General features: G+C 69.0%; 15 protein-coding genes and 1 pseudogene. 9 read left to right on the forward strand and 7 right to left on the reverse strand.

Annotation, left to right across the window (positions count from 1 at the left end):
* Positions 1-3: 3 nt before the first annotated feature.
* Positions 4-1,233 carry a cytochrome P450 gene (locus tag NNI01S_RS13430; protein WP_063020486.1) on the reverse strand — a complete coding sequence of 410 codons (1,230 nt, stop codon included), beginning with the start codon at positions 1,231-1,233 and terminating at the stop codon, positions 4-6.
* Between the two features lie 259 nt (positions 1,234-1,492).
* Here NNI01S_RS13430 and NNI01S_RS13435 point away from each other — a divergent pair, with 259 nt between their 5' ends.
* Positions 1,493-1,936, forward strand: coding sequence for a group II truncated hemoglobin (locus NNI01S_RS13435; RefSeq protein ID WP_063020391.1), 444 nt, complete (start codon positions 1,493-1,495; stop codon positions 1,934-1,936).
* A 1-nt stretch (position 1,937) separates the two neighbouring features.
* On the opposite strand, the gene NNI01S_RS13440 is transcribed toward NNI01S_RS13435, so the two are convergent.
* From NNI01S_RS13440 to NNI01S_RS13450, 3 genes are all read right to left on the reverse strand, one after another.
* Positions 1,938-3,335 (reverse strand): DUF1254 domain-containing protein, encoded by a 1,398-nt coding sequence (locus NNI01S_RS13440; RefSeq protein ID WP_063020392.1) that lies wholly within the window; start codon positions 3,333-3,335, stop codon positions 1,938-1,940.
* A 160-nt stretch (positions 3,336-3,495) separates the two neighbouring features.
* A complete protein-coding gene (locus NNI01S_RS13445; protein WP_063020393.1) occupies positions 3,496-4,908 on the reverse strand; it encodes a DUF1254 domain-containing protein in 1,413 nt (470 codons plus the stop codon).
* A gap of 241 nt (positions 4,909-5,149) precedes the next feature.
* Positions 5,150-5,443, reverse strand: coding sequence for a hypothetical protein (locus NNI01S_RS13450; protein WP_040865713.1), 294 nt, complete (start codon positions 5,441-5,443; stop codon positions 5,150-5,152).
* 317 nt (positions 5,444-5,760) lie between these two features.
* Between NNI01S_RS13450 and NNI01S_RS13455 the strand changes: the two are divergent.
* Positions 5,761-6,035 (forward strand): annotated as a pseudogene (locus NNI01S_RS13455) (hypothetical protein).
* 108 nt (positions 6,036-6,143) lie between these two features.
* On the opposite strand, the gene NNI01S_RS13460 reads toward NNI01S_RS13455, so the two are convergent.
* The gene (locus NNI01S_RS13460; RefSeq protein WP_245676090.1) at positions 6,144-7,469 is read right to left on the reverse strand and encodes a vWA domain-containing protein; all 1,326 of its coding nucleotides are present in this window, start codon (positions 7,467-7,469) and stop codon (positions 6,144-6,146) included.
* Positions 7,470-7,905: 436 nt separating this feature from the next.
* A complete protein-coding gene (locus NNI01S_RS13465; protein ID WP_369689666.1) occupies positions 7,906-9,357 on the reverse strand; it encodes an SDR family oxidoreductase in 1,452 nt (483 codons plus the stop codon).
* Positions 9,358-9,505: 148 nt separating this feature from the next.
* Here NNI01S_RS13465 and NNI01S_RS13470 point away from each other — a divergent pair, with 148 nt between their 5' ends.
* The 7 genes from NNI01S_RS13470 to NNI01S_RS13500 all read left to right on the forward strand — a co-directional run bounded on the left by NNI01S_RS13470 (position 9,506) and on the right by NNI01S_RS13500 (position 15,842).
* Positions 9,506-10,651 carry an AI-2E family transporter gene (locus tag NNI01S_RS13470; RefSeq protein ID WP_063020396.1) on the forward strand — a complete coding sequence of 382 codons (1,146 nt, stop codon included), beginning with the start codon at positions 9,506-9,508 and terminating at the stop codon, positions 10,649-10,651.
* Positions 10,652-10,742: 91 nt separating this feature from the next.
* Positions 10,743-11,258 (forward strand): OsmC family protein, encoded by a 516-nt coding sequence (locus NNI01S_RS13475; protein ID WP_063020397.1) that lies wholly within the window; start codon positions 10,743-10,745, stop codon positions 11,256-11,258.
* A gap of 48 nt (positions 11,259-11,306) precedes the next feature.
* A complete protein-coding gene (locus tag NNI01S_RS13480; protein ID WP_063020398.1) occupies positions 11,307-12,602 on the forward strand; it encodes a bifunctional o-acetylhomoserine/o-acetylserine sulfhydrylase in 1,296 nt (431 codons plus the stop codon).
* 314 nt (positions 12,603-12,916) lie between these two features.
* Positions 12,917-13,732 (forward strand): hypothetical protein, encoded by an 816-nt coding sequence (locus NNI01S_RS13485; protein ID WP_157114755.1) that lies wholly within the window; start codon positions 12,917-12,919, stop codon positions 13,730-13,732.
* A 204-nt stretch (positions 13,733-13,936) separates the two neighbouring features.
* A complete protein-coding gene (locus NNI01S_RS13490; RefSeq protein ID WP_063020400.1) occupies positions 13,937-14,110 on the forward strand; it encodes a CsbD family protein in 174 nt (57 codons plus the stop codon).
* Positions 14,111-14,297: 187 nt separating this feature from the next.
* The gene (locus tag NNI01S_RS13495) at positions 14,298-15,011 is read left to right on the forward strand and encodes a FadR/GntR family transcriptional regulator (RefSeq protein ID WP_063020401.1); all 714 of its coding nucleotides are present in this window, start codon (positions 14,298-14,300) and stop codon (positions 15,009-15,011) included.
* Between the two features lie 3 nt (positions 15,012-15,014).
* Positions 15,015-15,842: a sterol desaturase family protein gene (locus tag NNI01S_RS13500; protein ID WP_063020402.1), complete on the forward strand. Its 828-nt coding sequence runs from the start codon at positions 15,015-15,017 to the stop codon at positions 15,840-15,842.
* On the opposite strand, the gene NNI01S_RS13505 is transcribed toward NNI01S_RS13500, so the two are convergent.
* Positions 15,803-17,917 carry an MMPL family transporter gene (locus NNI01S_RS13505; RefSeq protein ID WP_245676091.1) on the reverse strand — a complete coding sequence of 705 codons (2,115 nt, stop codon included), beginning with the start codon at positions 17,915-17,917 and terminating at the stop codon, positions 15,803-15,805. The genes NNI01S_RS13500 and NNI01S_RS13505 overlap by 40 nt on opposite strands.
* Positions 17,918-17,930: the final 13 nt, after the last annotated feature.

The following is a 17,930-nucleotide window of genomic DNA, read 5'->3' on the forward strand; positions in this document are numbered from 1 at the left end:
GATTCAAGCGTATTCGACTTCCCAGCGCTTGATCCCGTTCAGCCAGCCCGACCGCAGCCGCACCGGATCGGAGACCTGCCGCAGGTTGGGCATCACGTCGGCGATGGCGTTGAACATCAGATCGATCTGCAGCCGCGCGAGGTTCGCGCCGACGCAGTAGTGCGTGCCGGTGCCGCCGAAACCCACATGCGGGTTCGGATCGCGCAACACGTCGAAGGTGAACGGATTGCCGAACGCTTCTTCGTCGAAATTGGCCGAGCTGTAGAACAATCCGAGCCGCTGCCCCTGCTTGATCTCCTGGCCGCCGAGCACGGTGTCCTGAGTCGCGGTGCGCTGGAACGCGGTGACGGGGGTGGCCCAGCGGACGATCTCGTCGGGCGCGGTGCGCGGGCGCTGCTGCCGGTAGATCTCCCACTGCTCGGGATGGTCGACGAACGCCTTCATGCCGTGGGTGATCGAATTGCGCGTGGTCTCGTTGCCCGCCACCGACAGCAGGATGACGAAGAACGCGAACTCGTCCGAGCCGAGGTGCTCGCCGTCGACGTCGGCGTTGACCAGCTGGGTGACGATGTCCTCGGCCGGGCAGGCGCGCCGCTGTTCGGCCATGTTCCAGGCATAGCCCATCACCTCGGCGGTGGCGGCGTGGTGGTCGCCCTCGAACTCCGGGTCGTCGTAGGAGATCATCTGGTTGGACCAGTCGAAGATCTTCTTCCGGTCCTCCTGCGGGATGCCGAGCAGCTCGGCGATGGCCTGCAACGGCAGTTCACAGGCAACCTGTTCGACGAAGTCGCCGCTGCCGGACTTCTTGGCCTCGTGCACGATCCGCGCGGCGCGTTCGGTCAGCGCGGCGCGCAGGCTCTCCACCGCGCGCGGGGTGAAGCCCTTGGAGATGATGCGGCGGGTCTTGGTGTGCTTGGGCGGGTCGAGGTTGAGCAGCAGCATGTCGCCGAGCATGTCGATCTGCTCGCGCGTGGTCTCCTCGTTGAACCGGATGATCGCGGTGTTCTCGTGCGAGGAGAACATCTCGGGATTCTTCGAGATCTCCTTGATGTGCGCGAGCTTGGAGACGACCCAGTATCCGCCGTCGTCGAAGCCGCTGGCCCGATCCGGCTGGGCGCACCACCACACCGGGGCGGTGCGGCGCAGTTCGGCGAACTCCTCGATGGGCAGGCGGGTGGCGAGCAGATCGGGGTCGGTGAAGTCGAATCCCGTCGGGATCGAGGGCGTGGTCACGGTCACGGCTGAACTCCTACGGGGATCTGGGCGCAGATCCACCGACGATGTGGCGAACACGGTCAAGGGAGATGCAACCACAGAACCAGCCTCCGTGAACACTGTTTAGTAAAACGCGTTTACTTTTTTGGTGCCCATCCGCGCGACCGGTCGGTTCGCCCCGCTGGCCGATACCGGCCAATACCGCGACTCGCCTGGACACCGGACTGGCGGGCTGCCTGTAATGAGATCCACAGCCCCACCCGGCCCGGGAGGTCCGATGCCCAGTCTCTACGACCACGTCGGCGGCGACGAGACGCTTCATCGCGTCGAAGCGGCGTTCTACGACAAGGCGCTCGCCGATCCGGTGCTGAAGACGTTGTTCACCGAACGACTGCCGCAGCACGTCGACCATCTCACCTGGTTCACCGCAGAATCCTTCGGCGGACCGGATCGTTTCACCCGGGAGCTCGGGTTCGACTACATCATCGCGGTGCACCGTGGCCTGCGGATCACCGACGAGCAGCGGGAACGCTTCGTCGAGGTGTACATGCAGACCTTCCAGGAGGCCGGGCTGCTGGAGGACGAGGCGTTCCGCACCGCGGTCTACGAGCACATCGCATTCGGATCGCAGGTCGCGCAGCAGAATTCGCACGCGACCAGCGATGCGCAGCTGCACCCGATCCGCGAGGTCCCGCGCTGGACCTGGGCGGGCGACGACTAGCTCAGCGCAGCGCGATCAGTGGGGGCGGCTGCCAGCGACGCTGCAGAACAGACGGTTCGGGCGCGAACAACGCCAGGGTGACCGAGAACGGGTCGGACTCCGGGATGGGCAGCCAATTGCCCTCCGGGACGCCCGCACCGGGATCATCGTGCTGAAGCGTGAGGTCGAGGGAGCCGTCCGGATTGAGCACGACGGGGACATGGTGACCGATCGAATAGATCTCGGCCGGATTGGACACCAAGTAATCTCCGGCATCGTAGACCCCCAGCGACCAGAAGGCGTCGACCGGCGGCAGCTCCCCCGACACGAAGTGCAGCCGGAACGGCCCGGAGCCGGCCTGGACCGCCGTGAAGAGGTAATGCGCGTCCTCGGGCAACGGCAGGCCGAGCGCGCCGAACGCGGTGACCGCCCGCAGCAGGTAGTCGGTGCCGTACCGGCCCGCCCCGAGATCGGACACCCAGCCGTTGTCGTTGGTCGTATTCGCCCCCAGGGTCACCGGGAGCTGCTGCTTCACGGTGTCCGCCGCCGCGGTCAGCTCCCCGTCGGAGATTCCTTCGACCGCGCCGCCCGGCCGGATGCCGATCGTCGCGAAGCGCCGCATCGCGGGCTCGTCCGCGGGCGCGGGCGGATTCACCGCCAGCAACGCGCACATCCGATCGAAGAAATCGTGCGCGTCCATTCCCATGACCTGATCGACCGGCCGCTGCCCGTCGGATCGCCCGCTGGGCGGCACGCTCGCGGACGGCTCGGCGCCCGCGCTCCACGCGCTCAACGGGACCAGCCGCAACCGCTGCTGCAACGACCGCACGACGGGAAGGTCTTTCTCCCCGTCGACCTGGATCCGCAGGATCAGCCACACCGTCGGCGTCGGCATCGGTAAGGGCGTCAATCCCTCGGGCAAAGTCCCCGACCACCCCGGACCGGTCACCACATAGGCATAGGGCGACGACTGGGACCGCGGCCGGACGCTGCTCGGATTGTGCACATTGTTCGTCCAGGCATCCAGCAGCTGCGCCAACCAGAACCGGCCCCCGTCCATGGCGGGCACGCTCAGCACCATCGGCTCGTTCGCCAGATCGAGCCACGCGGTCGAGTGCAGCGTGTCCGGGTCGGGCCTGGCCACGTTCCGCTGCGCCGCAGTCGGCAACGAGACCGCGTGCTCGAGCCGGTTGACGGGCGTGGACGCCTCCGCCGCGACGCGGGTGACGTCCATCAGCACCAGCGGAAATCCGAAGACGTAGGCATCCTTGGCGATATTTCCCGCTTCGCTGGTCACCCGGTGGGCCGGGCCGCTCTCGTCCGATCCGCCGCACGCGGCCGCACCCAGCGCGGCCATCGACGCCATGCCGAGCAGGGCGCGCCGCGACAGCGCGGATTCGCGGTGGGTCCGGTCGTCCATGATCCTGTTCCGCCTCCGATCCGATCGGTCACCGCGCCAGGTCCGTTCCGGAGTATAACCGCCTCATCGAGGCAAAGTGGCTGGTCAGCGCCCTGAACCGCGATCCGGCGCGGCGGCTTCGCCGGACATGGGCTCCGACCGCGGCGGCGCGGAGGGCGGATCAGGACGCCGGCATCAGCGGCGGCGGACGCCAGCGCCCCTGAATGGCCTCCGCCTTGGGCGCGTACATGCGCAGGGTCAGGGAGAATTGCCCGGATTCCGGGATCGGCAGCCAGTTTCCGGCCGGTACGGCCGGGCCGGGATCGGTGTATTGCAACGCGATGTCGACGGACCCGTCGGAGTTGAGCATCACCGGATCCGGATGGCCCACCGTGTAGATCTCCGCGGGGTTGGGCACCAGGTAGCTGTCGGCGTCGTAGGCGGTGAGCGACCAGAAGTTGTCGACGGGCGGCAGCTGGCCCGGTGCGAAATGCAGCCGGAATCGGCCTGCGCCGTCGCCGGTGCCGGTCGATGCGAACAGCGTCGGATAGAAGGCGCTCTCGGCCGGACTGGCGCCGAGGGCCACCCGGGCGATGGCGGCGCGCAGCAGGTAGTTGGTGCCGTAGCGCCCGACGTCGGGGTCGACGAGCCAGCCGTTCTCGTTCACTGTCCGCGCGCCCAGATACACCGGGATCTGCTGCTGGGCGGTGCCCACCGCGGCGGCGAGCTCGACGTCGGAGAGGCCTTCGACCGCACCGCCGGGCCGGATGCCGATCGTCGCGAAGCGCCGCATGGCGGGCTCGTCCTCGCGTGCGGGCGGATTCACCGCCAGCAACGCGCACATCCGATCGAAGAACACCTTCGCGTCCATCTCCCCGATCCATTCCGGCGGCGGCTGCACACTCGCCTGCCAGGGCGGAGCGGCGGGGGCGGGCGGCTCGACGCCCGCCACCCACGCGCTCAACGGCACCAGGCGCAACCGCTGCTGCAACGACCGCACGGCCGCCAGATCGGTCTCGCCGTCGACCTGGATCCGCACGATCAGCCACGCCGTCGGCGTCGGCATCGGTAAGGGCGTCAACCCCTCGGGCAAAGTCCCCGACCACCCCGGGCCGGTCACCACATAGGTGTAGGGCGGCGACGCCGACTGCGCTTGCGGACGGCGGCCATTGGGATTGTGCACGTTGTTCGTCCAGGCGCCCAGCAGCTGCACCAGCCAGAACCGGCCCCGGTCCATGGCGGGGACGCTCAGCACCATCGGCTCGTTCGCCAGATCGAGCCACGCGGTCGATCGCAACGTATCCCGGTCCAGCCGCACCACTTCTCGCTGCGCCGGGGTGGGCAACGAGGCCGCGTGCTCGAACCGGTTGACGGGCGTGGACGCCTCCGCCGCGATGCGGGTGACGTCCATCAGCACCAGCGGGTAGCCGAATACGTAGGCGTCCTTGGCGATCGTGGCGGCGTCATCGGGAACGGAACTGTGGTCGCCGGAACGGCCGCACGCCGCCCAGCCGAACGCGGCCACCGATGTCGCCGCGATGCCGAGCGCCGTGCGCCGCGACACCCTGAACTCGCCCTCGGTCTTCTCGTCCATGATCCTGCTCCGCCTCCGATCCTATCGGGCACCGCGAGATCCGCACCGGAGTATAACCGCCCTCCGAGGCAGAAACCGCAGGTCAGCGGGGCATTTACAGGATGAGCGCCCGGGGGGCCGCCCCGGGACGCCGAGGCGGCTCGATGTGTCGGCCGGATCCCTGGGCGTCCCGGACCGCGGCGACCTTTGCGGGCACGCTCGCCGGGCGCAGGCGGCGCAGCGTGGGAGGATCGCGCCGCGGTCAGAATTCCAGAACGGTGTTCATGATGGTGCCCGCGCTGGTGGCGACGACACCACCGAGCATCGCGCCCGCGATCATCTTCGGCGACTGCAGGCCGCCGCCGCTCCACTTCTCCCAGGCGAATCTGCCGCCCGCGTAGATGATGCTGACGATGCCGGACGCGAGCGCGAACCAGGTCAGATACCGCACGAACTGTAAGAGCTTGTCCGCCAGGGGCGGCGCCTCCGGGGTCGGATTGCCGATCTGCGCCAACGTCGTGAACGAATCGCCGACCGACGCCAGAATGATGCTCACCGTCTACTCCCTCTACGCTCGAATACAACCCTGCCGCCGACCAGCCTCTTTACGAAAGCTGTTCGACCACCGATGAATTCGGCCACGAACCAGGATACGGGCACGGAGCGCGCCGTGGTGGGCGCACTGCGCGGAACCTCCGCCGCCGCACGGCGGTGCGGGCGGGAGGACCCGGGATCGGGCTACCCCGGCGAGGACACCGGAAACACGAACTTCCCTGCGCTGCACGGACCTGACTGCATCGCGGCGAGCGAACGGATACGATCTTCTGAGCGAATCACTTGCCCCTGTCCCGAATCCAGAATGAGCGAACGACGATGATCCTGGCCGCCGCTTACGACACCCTGGCGCAGATCGGCAACCCCACCCCAGAAGCACCGCCGATCTCCGACAAGTTCCTTCAACTGGTCCGCTACCTGACGTGGTTCGTGCTCCTGTCGGGCATCTGCGGCATCATCTACGCCGGTGGCCGCTTCGCCTGGGAGAAGTGGACCGGCGGCGGGCTCGAGTCGCCGAAGATGGTGGCGGGAGCCATGATCGGCGGGGTGATCGCCACCAGCGCGGCACCATCATGAACGCCGTCATCGGCTGATCCGCAGCAGCGTTCATATTTCGTCATAGCTTCTCGCTATGACAGGCGGGGCTTTTTCGTGGGCAGTGCGGCTTCCCGCCGGCCGCCGAGATGGCGCCGACGCGCGGGTCAGCGCAGGATGCCCGCGGCTCGCGCGGCGCGCAGCCAGTCCGGGAATTCGCCGAGCAATCGGGCGTAGAGGTGCGCGTCGTCGACCTGATCGATGTCGTCGAGGGCGAAGAACCCCGCGTTGTCCACCGCTCGGTCGGACAATTCGTCCAAAGTGCGCAGCAGACCGTAATTGGCGCGGCCGAGGCCGACGAACTGCCAGAAGGCAGGCAGCAGTGCGGCTTCCCGCATCAGCGCCGCGATCTCGCGCTTCCTGGCGAAGCCGCCGTCGGTGAAGAACAGCACCAGAGTGGGGCGGCCGCCCGGGCGCAGCGAGTCGATGATGTCGCGCATGATCGGCAATTCCTCGTTGCGGCCGCCGAGCCGGTCGTAGTCGATGCCGCCGTGGGTTCCGCCGAGATGCAGATAGGTCCGTGCCCACTCGTCAGCGTGCTCGACAGCGATGTCGGGCAACTTGACGAACGAGACGGCGTAGAGGTACGCCTCCAGGGTGCCGTCGTCGTCGAGCTGCGTGGCCACGGGAATCATCCGCTGCACGACGCGATGCACCACCTGGTCGCGATACTGCCGGTTCATGCTGCCCGTCTTGTCGACGACCAGGACGACGCGGGCGCGGATGCCGAACGCGTCCCTGTCGATGAGTACCTTCGCGACCTCGCGCTTGCGCAGGTCCAACCTCGCGCGCTTCTCGAAGGAGAGCTTCGCCTCCCCGGGGACGGTGAAGACGTCCGGGACTACCCTCGCCGACGGATCCGGCGCGGCTGGTTCCGCGGACGCGACCGCCGGAGACGGCTGCTCGTCCACGCTCACGCCGTGATCGGTGACCAGCGCGGCGAAACCGCCCGCATAGCCCTGCCCGACCGCGCGCACCTTCCATCCGCCCTGGCGACGGTACAGCTCGAGGGCGATCACCACGGATTCGCTGCCCAAACCCTCGATGCGGTACTCGTACAGCACGTTTCCCGCCGCGTCGGCCACCGTGGCGACCGGGGGCGCGACCCGGCCGAAGGTCACGTCCGGATCGTCGAGCGTGAGCACGGCCCGCAACTGCGCGATGTCCGGTGGCAGGTCGCCGAGCGAAACCGACAGCGCGCCCGGCGTTCCCGGTTGCAGGGACACACCCGGCGCGCCGGGCTGGTTGAAGAACACGAAGTCCGCGTCCGATCGCACGCGACCGGCCTCGGTCACCAACAGCGCTGACACATCGACCGCGGCGTCGGTGCGCACCGACACCAGCACGCGCGCCACGTCCAACGCCGCGTTCTGACCTTTGATCAATGCCGCGCCCACCGAGACTCCCAGCCGTCGTCGCTCCGAAACCGCCACCGCGATCAGCGTAAATCGAGCGCTGCTCGAATGCGGAACGTTCGCCGCGCCAGACCGGCCGGAACTCCGCCGAACTCGCGGTCGCTGTAGCGCACTGGGAGCGTTCGCAGGCCGCCCCTTCGACCGGACCGCGGGCACCACGCCCGGCACCCGTCGGCCGTCGCGGGATCGGCTGTGAACGTTGATGCTTCCAGGCTGCGAGACGCCACAATGCTGGCCTCGATGAGGCGTTTCGAAGACGCGACCGGCCCGGTGGCAGCGCTTCCCGCCGTACAGGGGATCGGGAAGATGGTCGAATCGTTTGCTGATCCAACCCAACTCGGCCCGTCGGCACGCACTCCCAGGGTTACTGGCAGCAGGACCCGCGCAACTCCTGGCCGCTGATCGCCGCGGCCCTGGAGATCTCCCCCGCCGCCGGATAAGCGAATCCCCCGCGTCAGCGCGCGCGGGCCGTTTCCGCGGCGCCGGTGATGTTGCGCGCCATCCCGCCGAAGATCACGGCGTGGAACGGCGCGATCGACTTCCAGTACAGGTGCCCGGCCAGTCCGTGCGGCTCGAACACCGCGCACTGACGATAGGTGGCGCCGGGTCCGTCCGGTTCGACCGCCAGTTCCAGCCAAGCCCGGCCCGGCACCCGCATCTCCGCGCGCAACCGCAGCATCCGGGGCCGGTCCAGCCGCTCCACCCGCCACCAATCCAGCGCTTCGCCCTCGTGCAGCCGGTGCGGATCACGGCGCCCGCGGCCGAGACCGACACCGCCCGCCAGCCGGTCTATCCAGCCGCGCAGCGACCAGGCGAGCGGGAACGAATACCACCCGTGCTCGCCCCCGATCGCCTCGATCACCCGCCACAGCGTCGCGGGGTCGGCGTCGGTGTGCCGTTCGCGCACATCCCGGTACAGCGACCCGCCCGACCACTCCGGGTCGGTGGGCAGCGGATCCGACGGCGCCCCCCGCGGATGGGCGTCCGACCACCTGGTCGGCACGTCCAGGTCGCGAATCTTCTGCAGCGCGAGCGTCACCGCCCGGTGGTATCCGGTGGGTCCGTCCGGCGGGTCCGGGATGAGGCCGGCGATCGCGTGGTCATGGCACACCACATCGTTGATCAGCGATTCCATCAGCGGCACGGCGATCGACCGCGGCACCGGCGTCACCAGATTCACCCATTGCGCCGACAGCCACGGCGTCAGCACCGGCACCGGCACGATCAGCCTGCGCGGCAGCTGCGCCACTTCGGCGTAGCCGCGCATCATCTGCACGTAGGTCAGCACGTCCGGACCGCCGATGTCGAAGGCGCCGCCCGCGCCCTCGGGCAACGCCGCCGCCTCGGTCAGGTAATACAGCACATCGCGCACCGCGATCGGCTGGATCCGGTTGTGCACCCAGCGCGGGGTCACCATCATCGGCAAACGCTCGGTCAGGTAGCGCAGCATCTCGAAACTGGCCGACCCGGAACCGATGATCACCGCGGCCCGCAGCACCAGGACGGGCACCGCGCCCGCCCCCAGGATCTCGCCGACCTCGGCGCGGGAGGCCAGGTGCCGCGACAGGCGCTGCGCATCCGGGACGATACCGCCCAGATAGACGATCCTGGTCAGCCCGGCGTCCGCCGCCTCGGTGGCGACCAGCGTGGCGGCTTCCCGGTCCACGGTGTCGAAGTCGGCGCGCGTCAAGGAGTGGACCAGGTAATACAGCACGTCCTGCCCGGCCAGCGCGGCGCGCACGTCGGCGGCGGAGGTCACGTCACCGGCCAGCACCTCGACGCGATCGCGCCACGGCGCCTCGGCGAGCTTGCCCGGTGTGCGAGCGAGCACCCGGACCGTATGACCGGCGCGCAGCAGCTCCGGCACCAGCCGACCGCCGATGTAGCCGGTCGCACCGAACACCACACACCGCACGGCAACCACCCTTCCGACGACCTGCTCAGGTGATGACCCGGGGCCACGGGGTCAAACAGCGCGCCTCCGGACCGGTGCGCGGGCGGGCGGACCTGCGCGAGCTCTGATCGATCCGGCGTCCTCGTGCCAGACTGGGCCCGTGAGCGAACGTAGCAAAAGCCACGGATTGGACAAGCCCGCACCGCGGGATCGCGGCGAGGTCATCGGTGCGGGCCTGGTGTGGCTGGCCAAATGGGCAGTGTGCATCGTCGCGATCGCGGCGGGCGCGTGGGTGCTCGGATTCCTGGTCGCCCGGCTGTGGGTGGTGATCCTGCCGGTGGCGCTGGCGATCGTCGTCGCCACCGTGCTGTGGCCGCCCGTGCGCTGGCTCACCGCGCGCGGCCTGCCGCCCGCCGCGGCCGCCTCGCTCGCGGTGCTCGGATTCATCGGTGTGCTGGCCGGGATCATCGCGCTGATCGTGCCGTCGGTCGTGGACCAGGCGCCGGAGTTGGCCGACAAGTCGAGCGCGGGCGTCAACCAGGTGCGCGACTGGTTACAGGGTCCGCCGCTGAGAATCCGTGACGAGCAACTGGATTCGGCCGTGGACGCGATCGTCTCCCGGCTGCAGTCGAGTTCGGAGCAGATCGCGAGCGGCGTGTTCAGCGGCGTGACCACCGCGACGTCGGTGCTGGTCACCCTGTTCCTGGTGCTCGTGCTGAGCTTCTTCTTCGTCAAGGACGGACCGCGTTTCCTGCCCTGGTTGCACAGCGTCTCCGGCAGCCGCGGCGGCAGGCACCTGGAGGAGGTGCTCAGCCGGGTCTGGGTCGTGCTCGGCGGGTTCATCCGGACCCAGGCGCTGGTCAGCCTCGTCGACGCGGTGTGCATCGGCGCCGGCCTGGTCATCCTCGGGGTACCGCTGGCGCTGGTCCTGGCGGTGATCACCTTCCTCGGCGGATTCGTCCCGATGGTCGGCGCGTTCGTCGCGGGTGCGCTGGCGGTGCTGGTCGCGTTGGTGGGCAACGGCTTCGTGACCGCGCTGATCGTGCTCGGCATCGTCATCGCCGTGCAGCAACTGGAGGGCAACGTGCTGCAGCCGGTGCTGCAGAGCCGCAGCATGCAACTGCACGCGGTCATCGTGCTGCTCGCGGTCACCGCGGGCGGCTCGCTCTACGGGATCGTCGGCGCGTTCCTTGCGGTTCCCGTGGTCGCGATGGCGGCGGTCGTCCTGCGCTACGTCGGTGAACAAATCGACGCGGCCACCGCGCCGCCGCCGGAACCGGAGAGCGAGCCCGAGCCCGCGGACTGACCGCGTCACACGCAAGGTCGCGCGCCATTGTTGCACTCAGTCCGAATGTAACTATCGCCGTCGACCGCCGCGGTTCCTAGCGTCAGTGGACATGACAACTGATGTGGGCACCCCGCTCAACGACATCGCCGACGCGACGGCCCGCGCCGTCGCGGAGGACCCGGCGAACGCGCTGGTGGTGTTCCGTGCCTCCGGGGCCACGGAGGGGACGGTGGGCAGCGCGATCACCCTCGGCAAGTACACCGTGCGCGTGGACGAACCGCCCGCGCTCGGCGGCGCGGACACCGCGCCCAATCCGGTCGAGGTGTACCTGGCGTCGCTCATCGCCTGTCAGGTGGTGACCTATCGGTTCTGGGCCCAGCGCCTGGGCGTCACGATCGACGAACTGTCGGTGAGCGCCGAGGGCGATCTCGACGTGCGCGGATTCTTCGGCTTGGATGACAACGTCCGCGCCGGATTCCAGGCGGTGCGGGTGACCGTTCACATCGGCGGACCCGATACCGAACAGCGCTATGCCGAACTCCAGCAGGCCGTCGACGCGCACTGCCCCGTGCTCGATCTCACCACCGGGCGCACTCCGGTCGAGACCATCCTGATCACCGATTAGCCGCCGTCCCAATCCGATCGACCAACCACCAGAAGGAGGACCACTCCGATGACCGAACCCGACCTGTCCCAGGACTGGAGCTTCGAGACGAAGCAGATCCACGTCGGACAGATTCCGGACGGCACGACCAACGCTCGCGCGCTGCCGATCTACCAGACCACCTCCTACACCTTCCGCGACACCGCGCACGCGGCGGCGCTGTTCGGTCTGGCCGAGCCCGGCAACATCTACACCCGGATCATGAACCCGACCCAGGACGCGGTGGAGCAGCGCATCGCCGCCCTGGAAGGCGGCGTCGCCGCCCTGCTGCTGGCCTCAGGGCAGGCCGCGGAGACCTTCGCGATCCTCAACATCGCGGGCGCCGGCGATCACATCGTGTCCAGCCCCCGGCTCTACGGCGGCACCTACAACCTCTTCCACTACTCGCTGCCCAAGCTCGGCATCGAGGTCTCCTTCGTCGACGACCCCGACGATCTCGAGCAGTGGCAGGCCGCGATCCGCCCGAACACCAAGGCGCTCTACGGCGAAACGATCTCCAACCCGCAGAACCACATCCTCGACATCCCGGGGATCGCGGGGGTCGCGCACGACCACGGTGTGCCGCTGATCGTGGACAACACCGTCGCCACGCCGTACCTGATCCAGCCGCTGGCCCACGGCGCCGACATCGTCGTGCACTCGGCCACCAAGTACCTCGGCGGCCACGGCGCGGCCATCGCGGGCGTCATCGTGGACGGCGGCAAGTTCGACTGGACCGGTGGCCGCTTCCCCGGCTTCACCGAACCCGACCCGAGCTACCACGGTGTCGTGTACGCCGAACTCGGCGCGCCCGCCTACGCGCTGAAGGCGCGCGTGCAACTGCTGCGCGACCTCGGATCGGCGGTCTCTCCGTTCAACGCGTTCCTGATCAGCCAGGGCCTGGAGACGCTGAGCCTGCGCATCGAGCGGCACGTGCAGAACGCGCAGGCGGTGGCCGAATTCCTGAGCACCCGTACGGAAGTCACCTCGGTGTCCTACGCGGGCCTGCCGTCCTCGCCGTGGTACGAGCGGGGCCGCGCCCTCGCGCCGAAGGGCGCCGGCGCGGTGATCGGCTTCGAGCTGGCCGGCGGCGTGGACGCGGGCAAGCGGTTCGTCGAGGCGCTGCGGCTGCACAGTCACGTCGCCAACATCGGTGACGTGCGCTCGCTGGTGATCCACCCGGCCTCCACCACCCACTCGCAGCTGACACCGGAAGAGCGACTGGCCGCGGGCGTCACACCCGGCCTGGTCCGGCTCGCGGTCGGCATCGAGGGAATCGACGACATCCTCGCCGACCTGCGCGCCGGATTCGCCGCCGCTTCCTGACGCGTCGCGCCCCGGGGTGGATCCACCCCGGGGCGCGTTGCCTGTCCACGATCCGGATCGAGCGCGACACAGCAGGACGGAAACCCGTTTAGCGCTGGTTTTCATGATTTCCGTTGGCAAATAGGACCGTGACGACAACAACTGCCGGTCACCCTCCAGCGCACAGCTATTCGCCTCGGCCGTGCGGATTCGATTGGCACATGCGCGGTTCCTCACGATCGAAAAGAATTCGAACTTTCGCGCATCCGTAAGGCTTTCTGAACCGAACTAGAAAGGTAGGTATATGTCCTCTTCAGAATGAGGTGGGTAAGTTCATGGACATAGCGGTACCCGAAACTCCAGCACACCCCTTCTTACGCCGCGCCGCCACTCTGGTCGTCGCGAGCGCAATCCCGTTGTCCGTGGTCGGCGGCGCCACCGCCACCGCCGACCCGCTGCTGCCGGAGATCTCCGTTCAGATCCCGTTCGCCCCGGCGCCCGCCGTCGGCGTCCTCGCGCCGGCGGCCGATCCCGTGGACGACGTCGTTCCGCCCGAGGTCGCGCCTCCCGCGCCCCCGGTCTCCGCGGGCCGCAACGATCTGAGCACCAACCGGCCGATGCCCGACCCGAATGTGGTCGCCCCCATCGTCCCGCAGCGGCTGCATCTGCCCAACCCCGCTGCCCCGGCTCCCGCGGTCGCGCCGATCGAGGCTCCTCCCGGCACCCTGCGCGTGGGTTCGGTGGTGATCGGCCGACCCGACTTCCTGACTCCCGAGCAGGGCAAGATCTTCAACGACGCGGTCGCGGGGCCGGAAGCGGGTATCGCGCAGACCCTTGATTCGGTGGGTTTCGAGCCATCGCGCTCCGACCGCATCGCCGCCGACCTCCTCGGCTCCACCGCGATCGGCGCGTCGGTGGGCAGTATGGTGGCCTCGCCGGTCGCCTCCATCGGCGCGGTCATCGGCGCCGTCTGCGGCGCCATCGCGGGTCTGCCGATGTTCCCGACCGGAACGGTGGCCGTCATGGCTTTCGGCGCCGCCATCGGTTACGGGTTCGTCGCGTCCCCGGCCATCGCCGTCGGCGCGGCTGTGGGCGCGGGTGTCGGTGTGCTGCAAGGGCTTCTCACGCCGCCCACGGTTCCGGCCACGTAATCCGCTTTCCCGGCGCGCCACGCGACCAGAAAACATCGCCGGCCTCGCCGTTTTCGATGCGCACGAATTCCGCGAAGACCCGGTTTCGGCCGGGTCTTCTGCTTTACCGGGGAATGCCGGAGGTTTGGCCTGCCGATAACGGGCTATCGCAGAAAAGGACCGGCTGAAGATGGTCGGCCGGTCTCTTCACAAGGAGGTTGTGACATGAGCACAGTCGACAAGGCGAAGAACAAGGCCGAAAAGGTCGCTGGTCAGGCCAAGGAAACCTTCGGCGAGGCCGCGGGCGACCGGGGGAAGCGCGACGAAGGCCGCACCGACAAGGTCAAGTCGGACCTGAAGGACGCCGGGGAAAAGGTCAAGGACGCCTTCCGGCACTGACCACCGCCTGACGGACACGCGACGGCCGTAGCGAAGTACGCCAAGAGGACGCTGCCGACGAGAGTCGTCCCCTACGGCCGAGGCGCAGGACTGGGCGGGTGGCCGCACCGAGCGGCCACCCGCCTTTCTTTACGTCAACTGGTCCAACCAGTTGACCTGTTGACCTCGATGCGCCACACTCGGCTCCATGGAATTCGCCGCGGTCGCGCGCACCGCCGTCTCCGATGTCGTGTTCGGCCAGATCATCGACGCGATCCTGAGCGGACGGATCGCCCCGGAGGCCACGCTCCCCTCGGAACGGGAGCTGGCCGAGATGTTCCAGGTGAACCGGCACGCCGTCCGCGAAGCCCTCAAGCGCGTGCAGCAGAGCGGGCTGGTTCGCGTCACGCCGGGCGGCAAGACCCGGGTGCTCGACTGGCGCTCGCACGCGGGCCTGGACATCCTGACCGCCGTCACTCGTTCGGGCGCGGTACCCGCGCAACGGATACTGCGCGACATCGCGGTCATGCGGCGGTCGGTCGCCGCCGACGCGGCCCGGTTGTGCGCCGAGCACGCCGACGCCGAGCAACTGGCGGCGGTGCGGCGCGCTGCCGCCGCCTATCCGGATGCCACCGCGCCGTTCGGCACCGTGGTCGAGGCCGACTTGGCGTTCTGGGTCGCCATCCTCGACGGCTCAGGCAACCTCGCCTACCGACTGGCCTTGAACACCCTTGTCGCGGGCTATTTCGGGATCGGCATGGAGGTCGTCGCCGAATTGGGCCTGAACATGGAATACATCGATCCCGGCGCCCACCGCACCCTCGCGGAGTACATCGCCCGCCGCGACGCCGCCGCGTCCTACGACACCGCCTACGCCCTGCTCACCCGCCTGGTGGACGCTCAAGACCTACCGGAAGATTGACCCTTGTTCGACCTGATCGCCCACGCCATACCGGTTTTCGTGCTCTGCTTGGCACTGGAAGCCGCCTCCTTCCACCTGCTGCCCGACGACGACCAACTCGGCTACCGGTTCGATGACGCCCGCACCAGCGTGCTCATGGGGTTGGGCAATGTGGTGGTGAACCTGGGCTGGAAGCTCGTCGTCGTCGCGGTGTACACCGCGGCGTATCTGGTTGCCCCGGTGCATCTCCCGACCGGCCATCCGCTCACTTGGATAGCGCTCTTCTTCGCCGACGAGATCGCCTACTACTGGTATCACCGCACCCACCACACCGTGCGCGTGCTCTGGGCCAGCCACGTAGTGCACCATTCCAGCGAGTTCTACAACCTCTCCACGGCCCTGCGCCAACCGTGGACCCCGTTCAGCTCGCTGCCCTACTGGTTGCCGCTGGCGCTGGTCGGCTTCCCGCCCTGGATGATCCTGCTGCAGCAGTCGGTCAGCCTCCTCTACCAGTTCTTCATCCACACCGAGCGGGTGGGGAAGCTCTGGCGGCCGGTGGAATTCGTGTTCAACACGCCTTCCCATCACCGGGTGCACCACGGCTCCAACGACCGCTACCTGGACAAGAACTACGGCGGCATCCTGATCGTCTGGGATCGGCTGTTCGGCACGTTCGAACCGGAGGGCGAACGGGTCCGCTACGGGCTCACCAAGAACATCGAGACGTTCAACCCGGCCAGAGTCGCCACCCACGAGTGGACCTCGATCTGGCGCGATCTGCGCGGCGCATCCTCCTGGCGCGCCCGCGGCGGCTACTTGCTGCGCGGCCCGGGCTGGGCTCCGGCCGACTGATCCGCGGCGGAAGGACCACCGTGCTCCTCGACCAGCCGCAGCTCGCTCGGCCACCAGATCCTGCGCCCGATCAGGCTGAACAGTGCCGGGATCACCACCGTGCGCACCACGAACGTGTCGAGCAGGATGCCGAGGCCGACCACGATGCCGACCTGGGTGAGAGTGATCAGCGGAAGCACGCCGAGCACGCAGAACACCGCCGCCAGCACGATGCCCGCACTGGTGATCACCGCGCCGGTCACCGACACCGCCCGCACCATGCCGCGCGTGGTGCCGTATCGCGGCGTCTCCTCGCGGGCCCTGCTGACGAGGAAGATCGTGTAGTCCACGCCGAGCGCGACGAGGAACAGGAACGCGAACAGCGGCACGCTGATGTCCAGCGCCGGGAAGCCGAAGACGTGCTCGCTCATCCAGCTGCCCAGCCCCAGCGCGGCCAGCGCGCTCAACACCGTGACCGCCACCAGCAGCAACGCGGCGGGCACCGCGCGCAGCAGCGCGAGCAGCACCACCAGCACGACCACGAGGATGAGCGGGATCACCACCTTGCGGTCGCGGCTCGCGGCGGTCTGGACGTCCAGCGCCTGGGCGTCGGTGCCACCGACCATCGCGTCGGCTTCCGGCACCTGCGCGACCGACGCCCGCAGCGCCTCGATCGTGTCGAAGGCGCGCGCGGAGGACGGCGGCGCGTCGAGCACCACGGACCACCGGGTCAGCCCGGTCGGCGAGGCGCCCGTCCGCGAAGTCAGCACCACGCCCTCGGTCCGCCGGAGCGCCTCCTCGACTCCCGCCGCCGCATCGCCGCGCGCGAGGACGATCGCGGGATCGGAAGCGCCGGACGGGAAATGCTGCGCGAGGGCGTCGAATCCCTCCACCGATTCCGCGCGGACCCGGAACTGCTCGGTCTGCGAGAGCCCGACCTGCGTTGTGAGCAACCCGGTCGCGCAGACCGCGAGCACTACGATCGCGCTGCCGGCGACCAGCGCTGGCCTGCGCACCACCCGCGCGGCGATCGCGTGCCAGACGCCCTCGTCCGCCGTATCGCGGTCGTCGGCCTGCGGCACGAAGGGCCAGAACACCCCGCGCCCGCACAACGCGAGCGCGGCGGGCAGCGCGAGCAGCACGAACGCCACCGCCACCAGCAAGCCGAGTGCGGCCATCACCCCGAGACTGCGCGTGCTCGGCACCGACGCGAGCAGCAGCACGAGCAGTGCGGCCACCACCGTCACGTTGCTGGCCAGAATCGCCGGCCCGGCGCGCCGCACCGCCTGCCGCAACGCCGCACGGTGATCCGGTTGCCGGTGCAGCTCGTCGCGATAGCGCGACACCAGCAGCAGCGCGTAGTTGGTGCCCGCGCCGAAGACCAGCACACTCGTGACGCCGGAGGTCGAACCGTCGAAGCTGAGCTCGGTCACCCGCGCCAGCGCGGTTCCGGCGCTGGTGGCCACCCGGTCGGCCGCGCCGACCACCGCGAGGGGCACCAGCCACAGCACCGGGGACCGATACGTCGCGATCAGCAGCACCGCGACGACCACCGCGGTCACCGCGAGCAGCGTGACATTGGCGCCGGAGAACGAGTCCGCGATATCGGCGCCGAACGCCGGACCACCGGTGACCTGCAGAACGAGCCCGTCGGGCAAGCCGTCGCGCGCGGCGGCGCGGATGTCGCCGATGCGGTCGGTCAGCGCGAATCCGCTCAGATCGGCGTCTATCGGCACTTGCCCGATCGCCGCTTTCCGGTCCGGCGCGCCGATCAGATCGCCGGGGCCGGGTGTCTGTCCCGACGCGCGGGTCACCGCCGCGACGGTGGCGTTCCGATCGTCGTCGCTCAGGTCGGCCCCATCGGCGCGCGTGACGACGACGATTGCCGCGGCGGTCCCGGAGTCCGGGAATTCTTCCAGCGCCTGTTCGACGCGCGCCGACTCCGTCGAGGACGGCAGCGCGGTCGGGGCCTGCCCGGCGGACTCGTTCTCGCCCACCGCACCGATCAGGCCTATCGAGGCCGCGGCGAGGACCAGAAGCAGCACCCACGAAGTCCGGGCGGTCACCAACGACGCATAGCGATCCCAAGCGCTCACATTCGCAACTCTC

It is taken from the genome of Nocardia niwae NBRC 108934 = DSM 45340 (assembly GCF_001613465.1).
Taxonomy (GTDB): Bacteria; Actinomycetota; Actinomycetes; order Mycobacteriales; family Mycobacteriaceae; genus Nocardia; species Nocardia niwae.

Excerpts from the sequence above, each read along its gene's own strand:
- NNI01S_RS13435 (WP_063020391.1), top strand. The coding sequence starts at position 1,493 with ATGCCCAGTCTCTACGACCACGTCGGCGGCGACGAGACGCTTCATCGC.
- NNI01S_RS13440 (WP_063020392.1), bottom strand. The coding sequence starts at position 3,335 with ATGGACGACCGGACCCACCGCGAATCCGCGCTGTCGCGGCGCGCCCTG.
- NNI01S_RS13445 (WP_063020393.1), bottom strand. The coding sequence starts at position 4,908 with ATGGACGAGAAGACCGAGGGCGAGTTCAGGGTGTCGCGGCGCACGGCG.
- NNI01S_RS13475 (WP_063020397.1), top strand. The coding sequence starts at position 10,743 with ATGACAACTGATGTGGGCACCCCGCTCAACGACATCGCCGACGCGACG.
- NNI01S_RS13480 (WP_063020398.1), top strand. The coding sequence starts at position 11,307 with ATGACCGAACCCGACCTGTCCCAGGACTGGAGCTTCGAGACGAAGCAG.
- NNI01S_RS13485 (WP_157114755.1), top strand. The coding sequence starts at position 12,917 with ATGGACATAGCGGTACCCGAAACTCCAGCACACCCCTTCTTACGCCGC.
- NNI01S_RS13490 (WP_063020400.1), top strand. The coding sequence starts at position 13,937 with ATGAGCACAGTCGACAAGGCGAAGAACAAGGCCGAAAAGGTCGCTGGT.
- NNI01S_RS13495 (WP_063020401.1), top strand. The coding sequence starts at position 14,298 with ATGGAATTCGCCGCGGTCGCGCGCACCGCCGTCTCCGATGTCGTGTTC.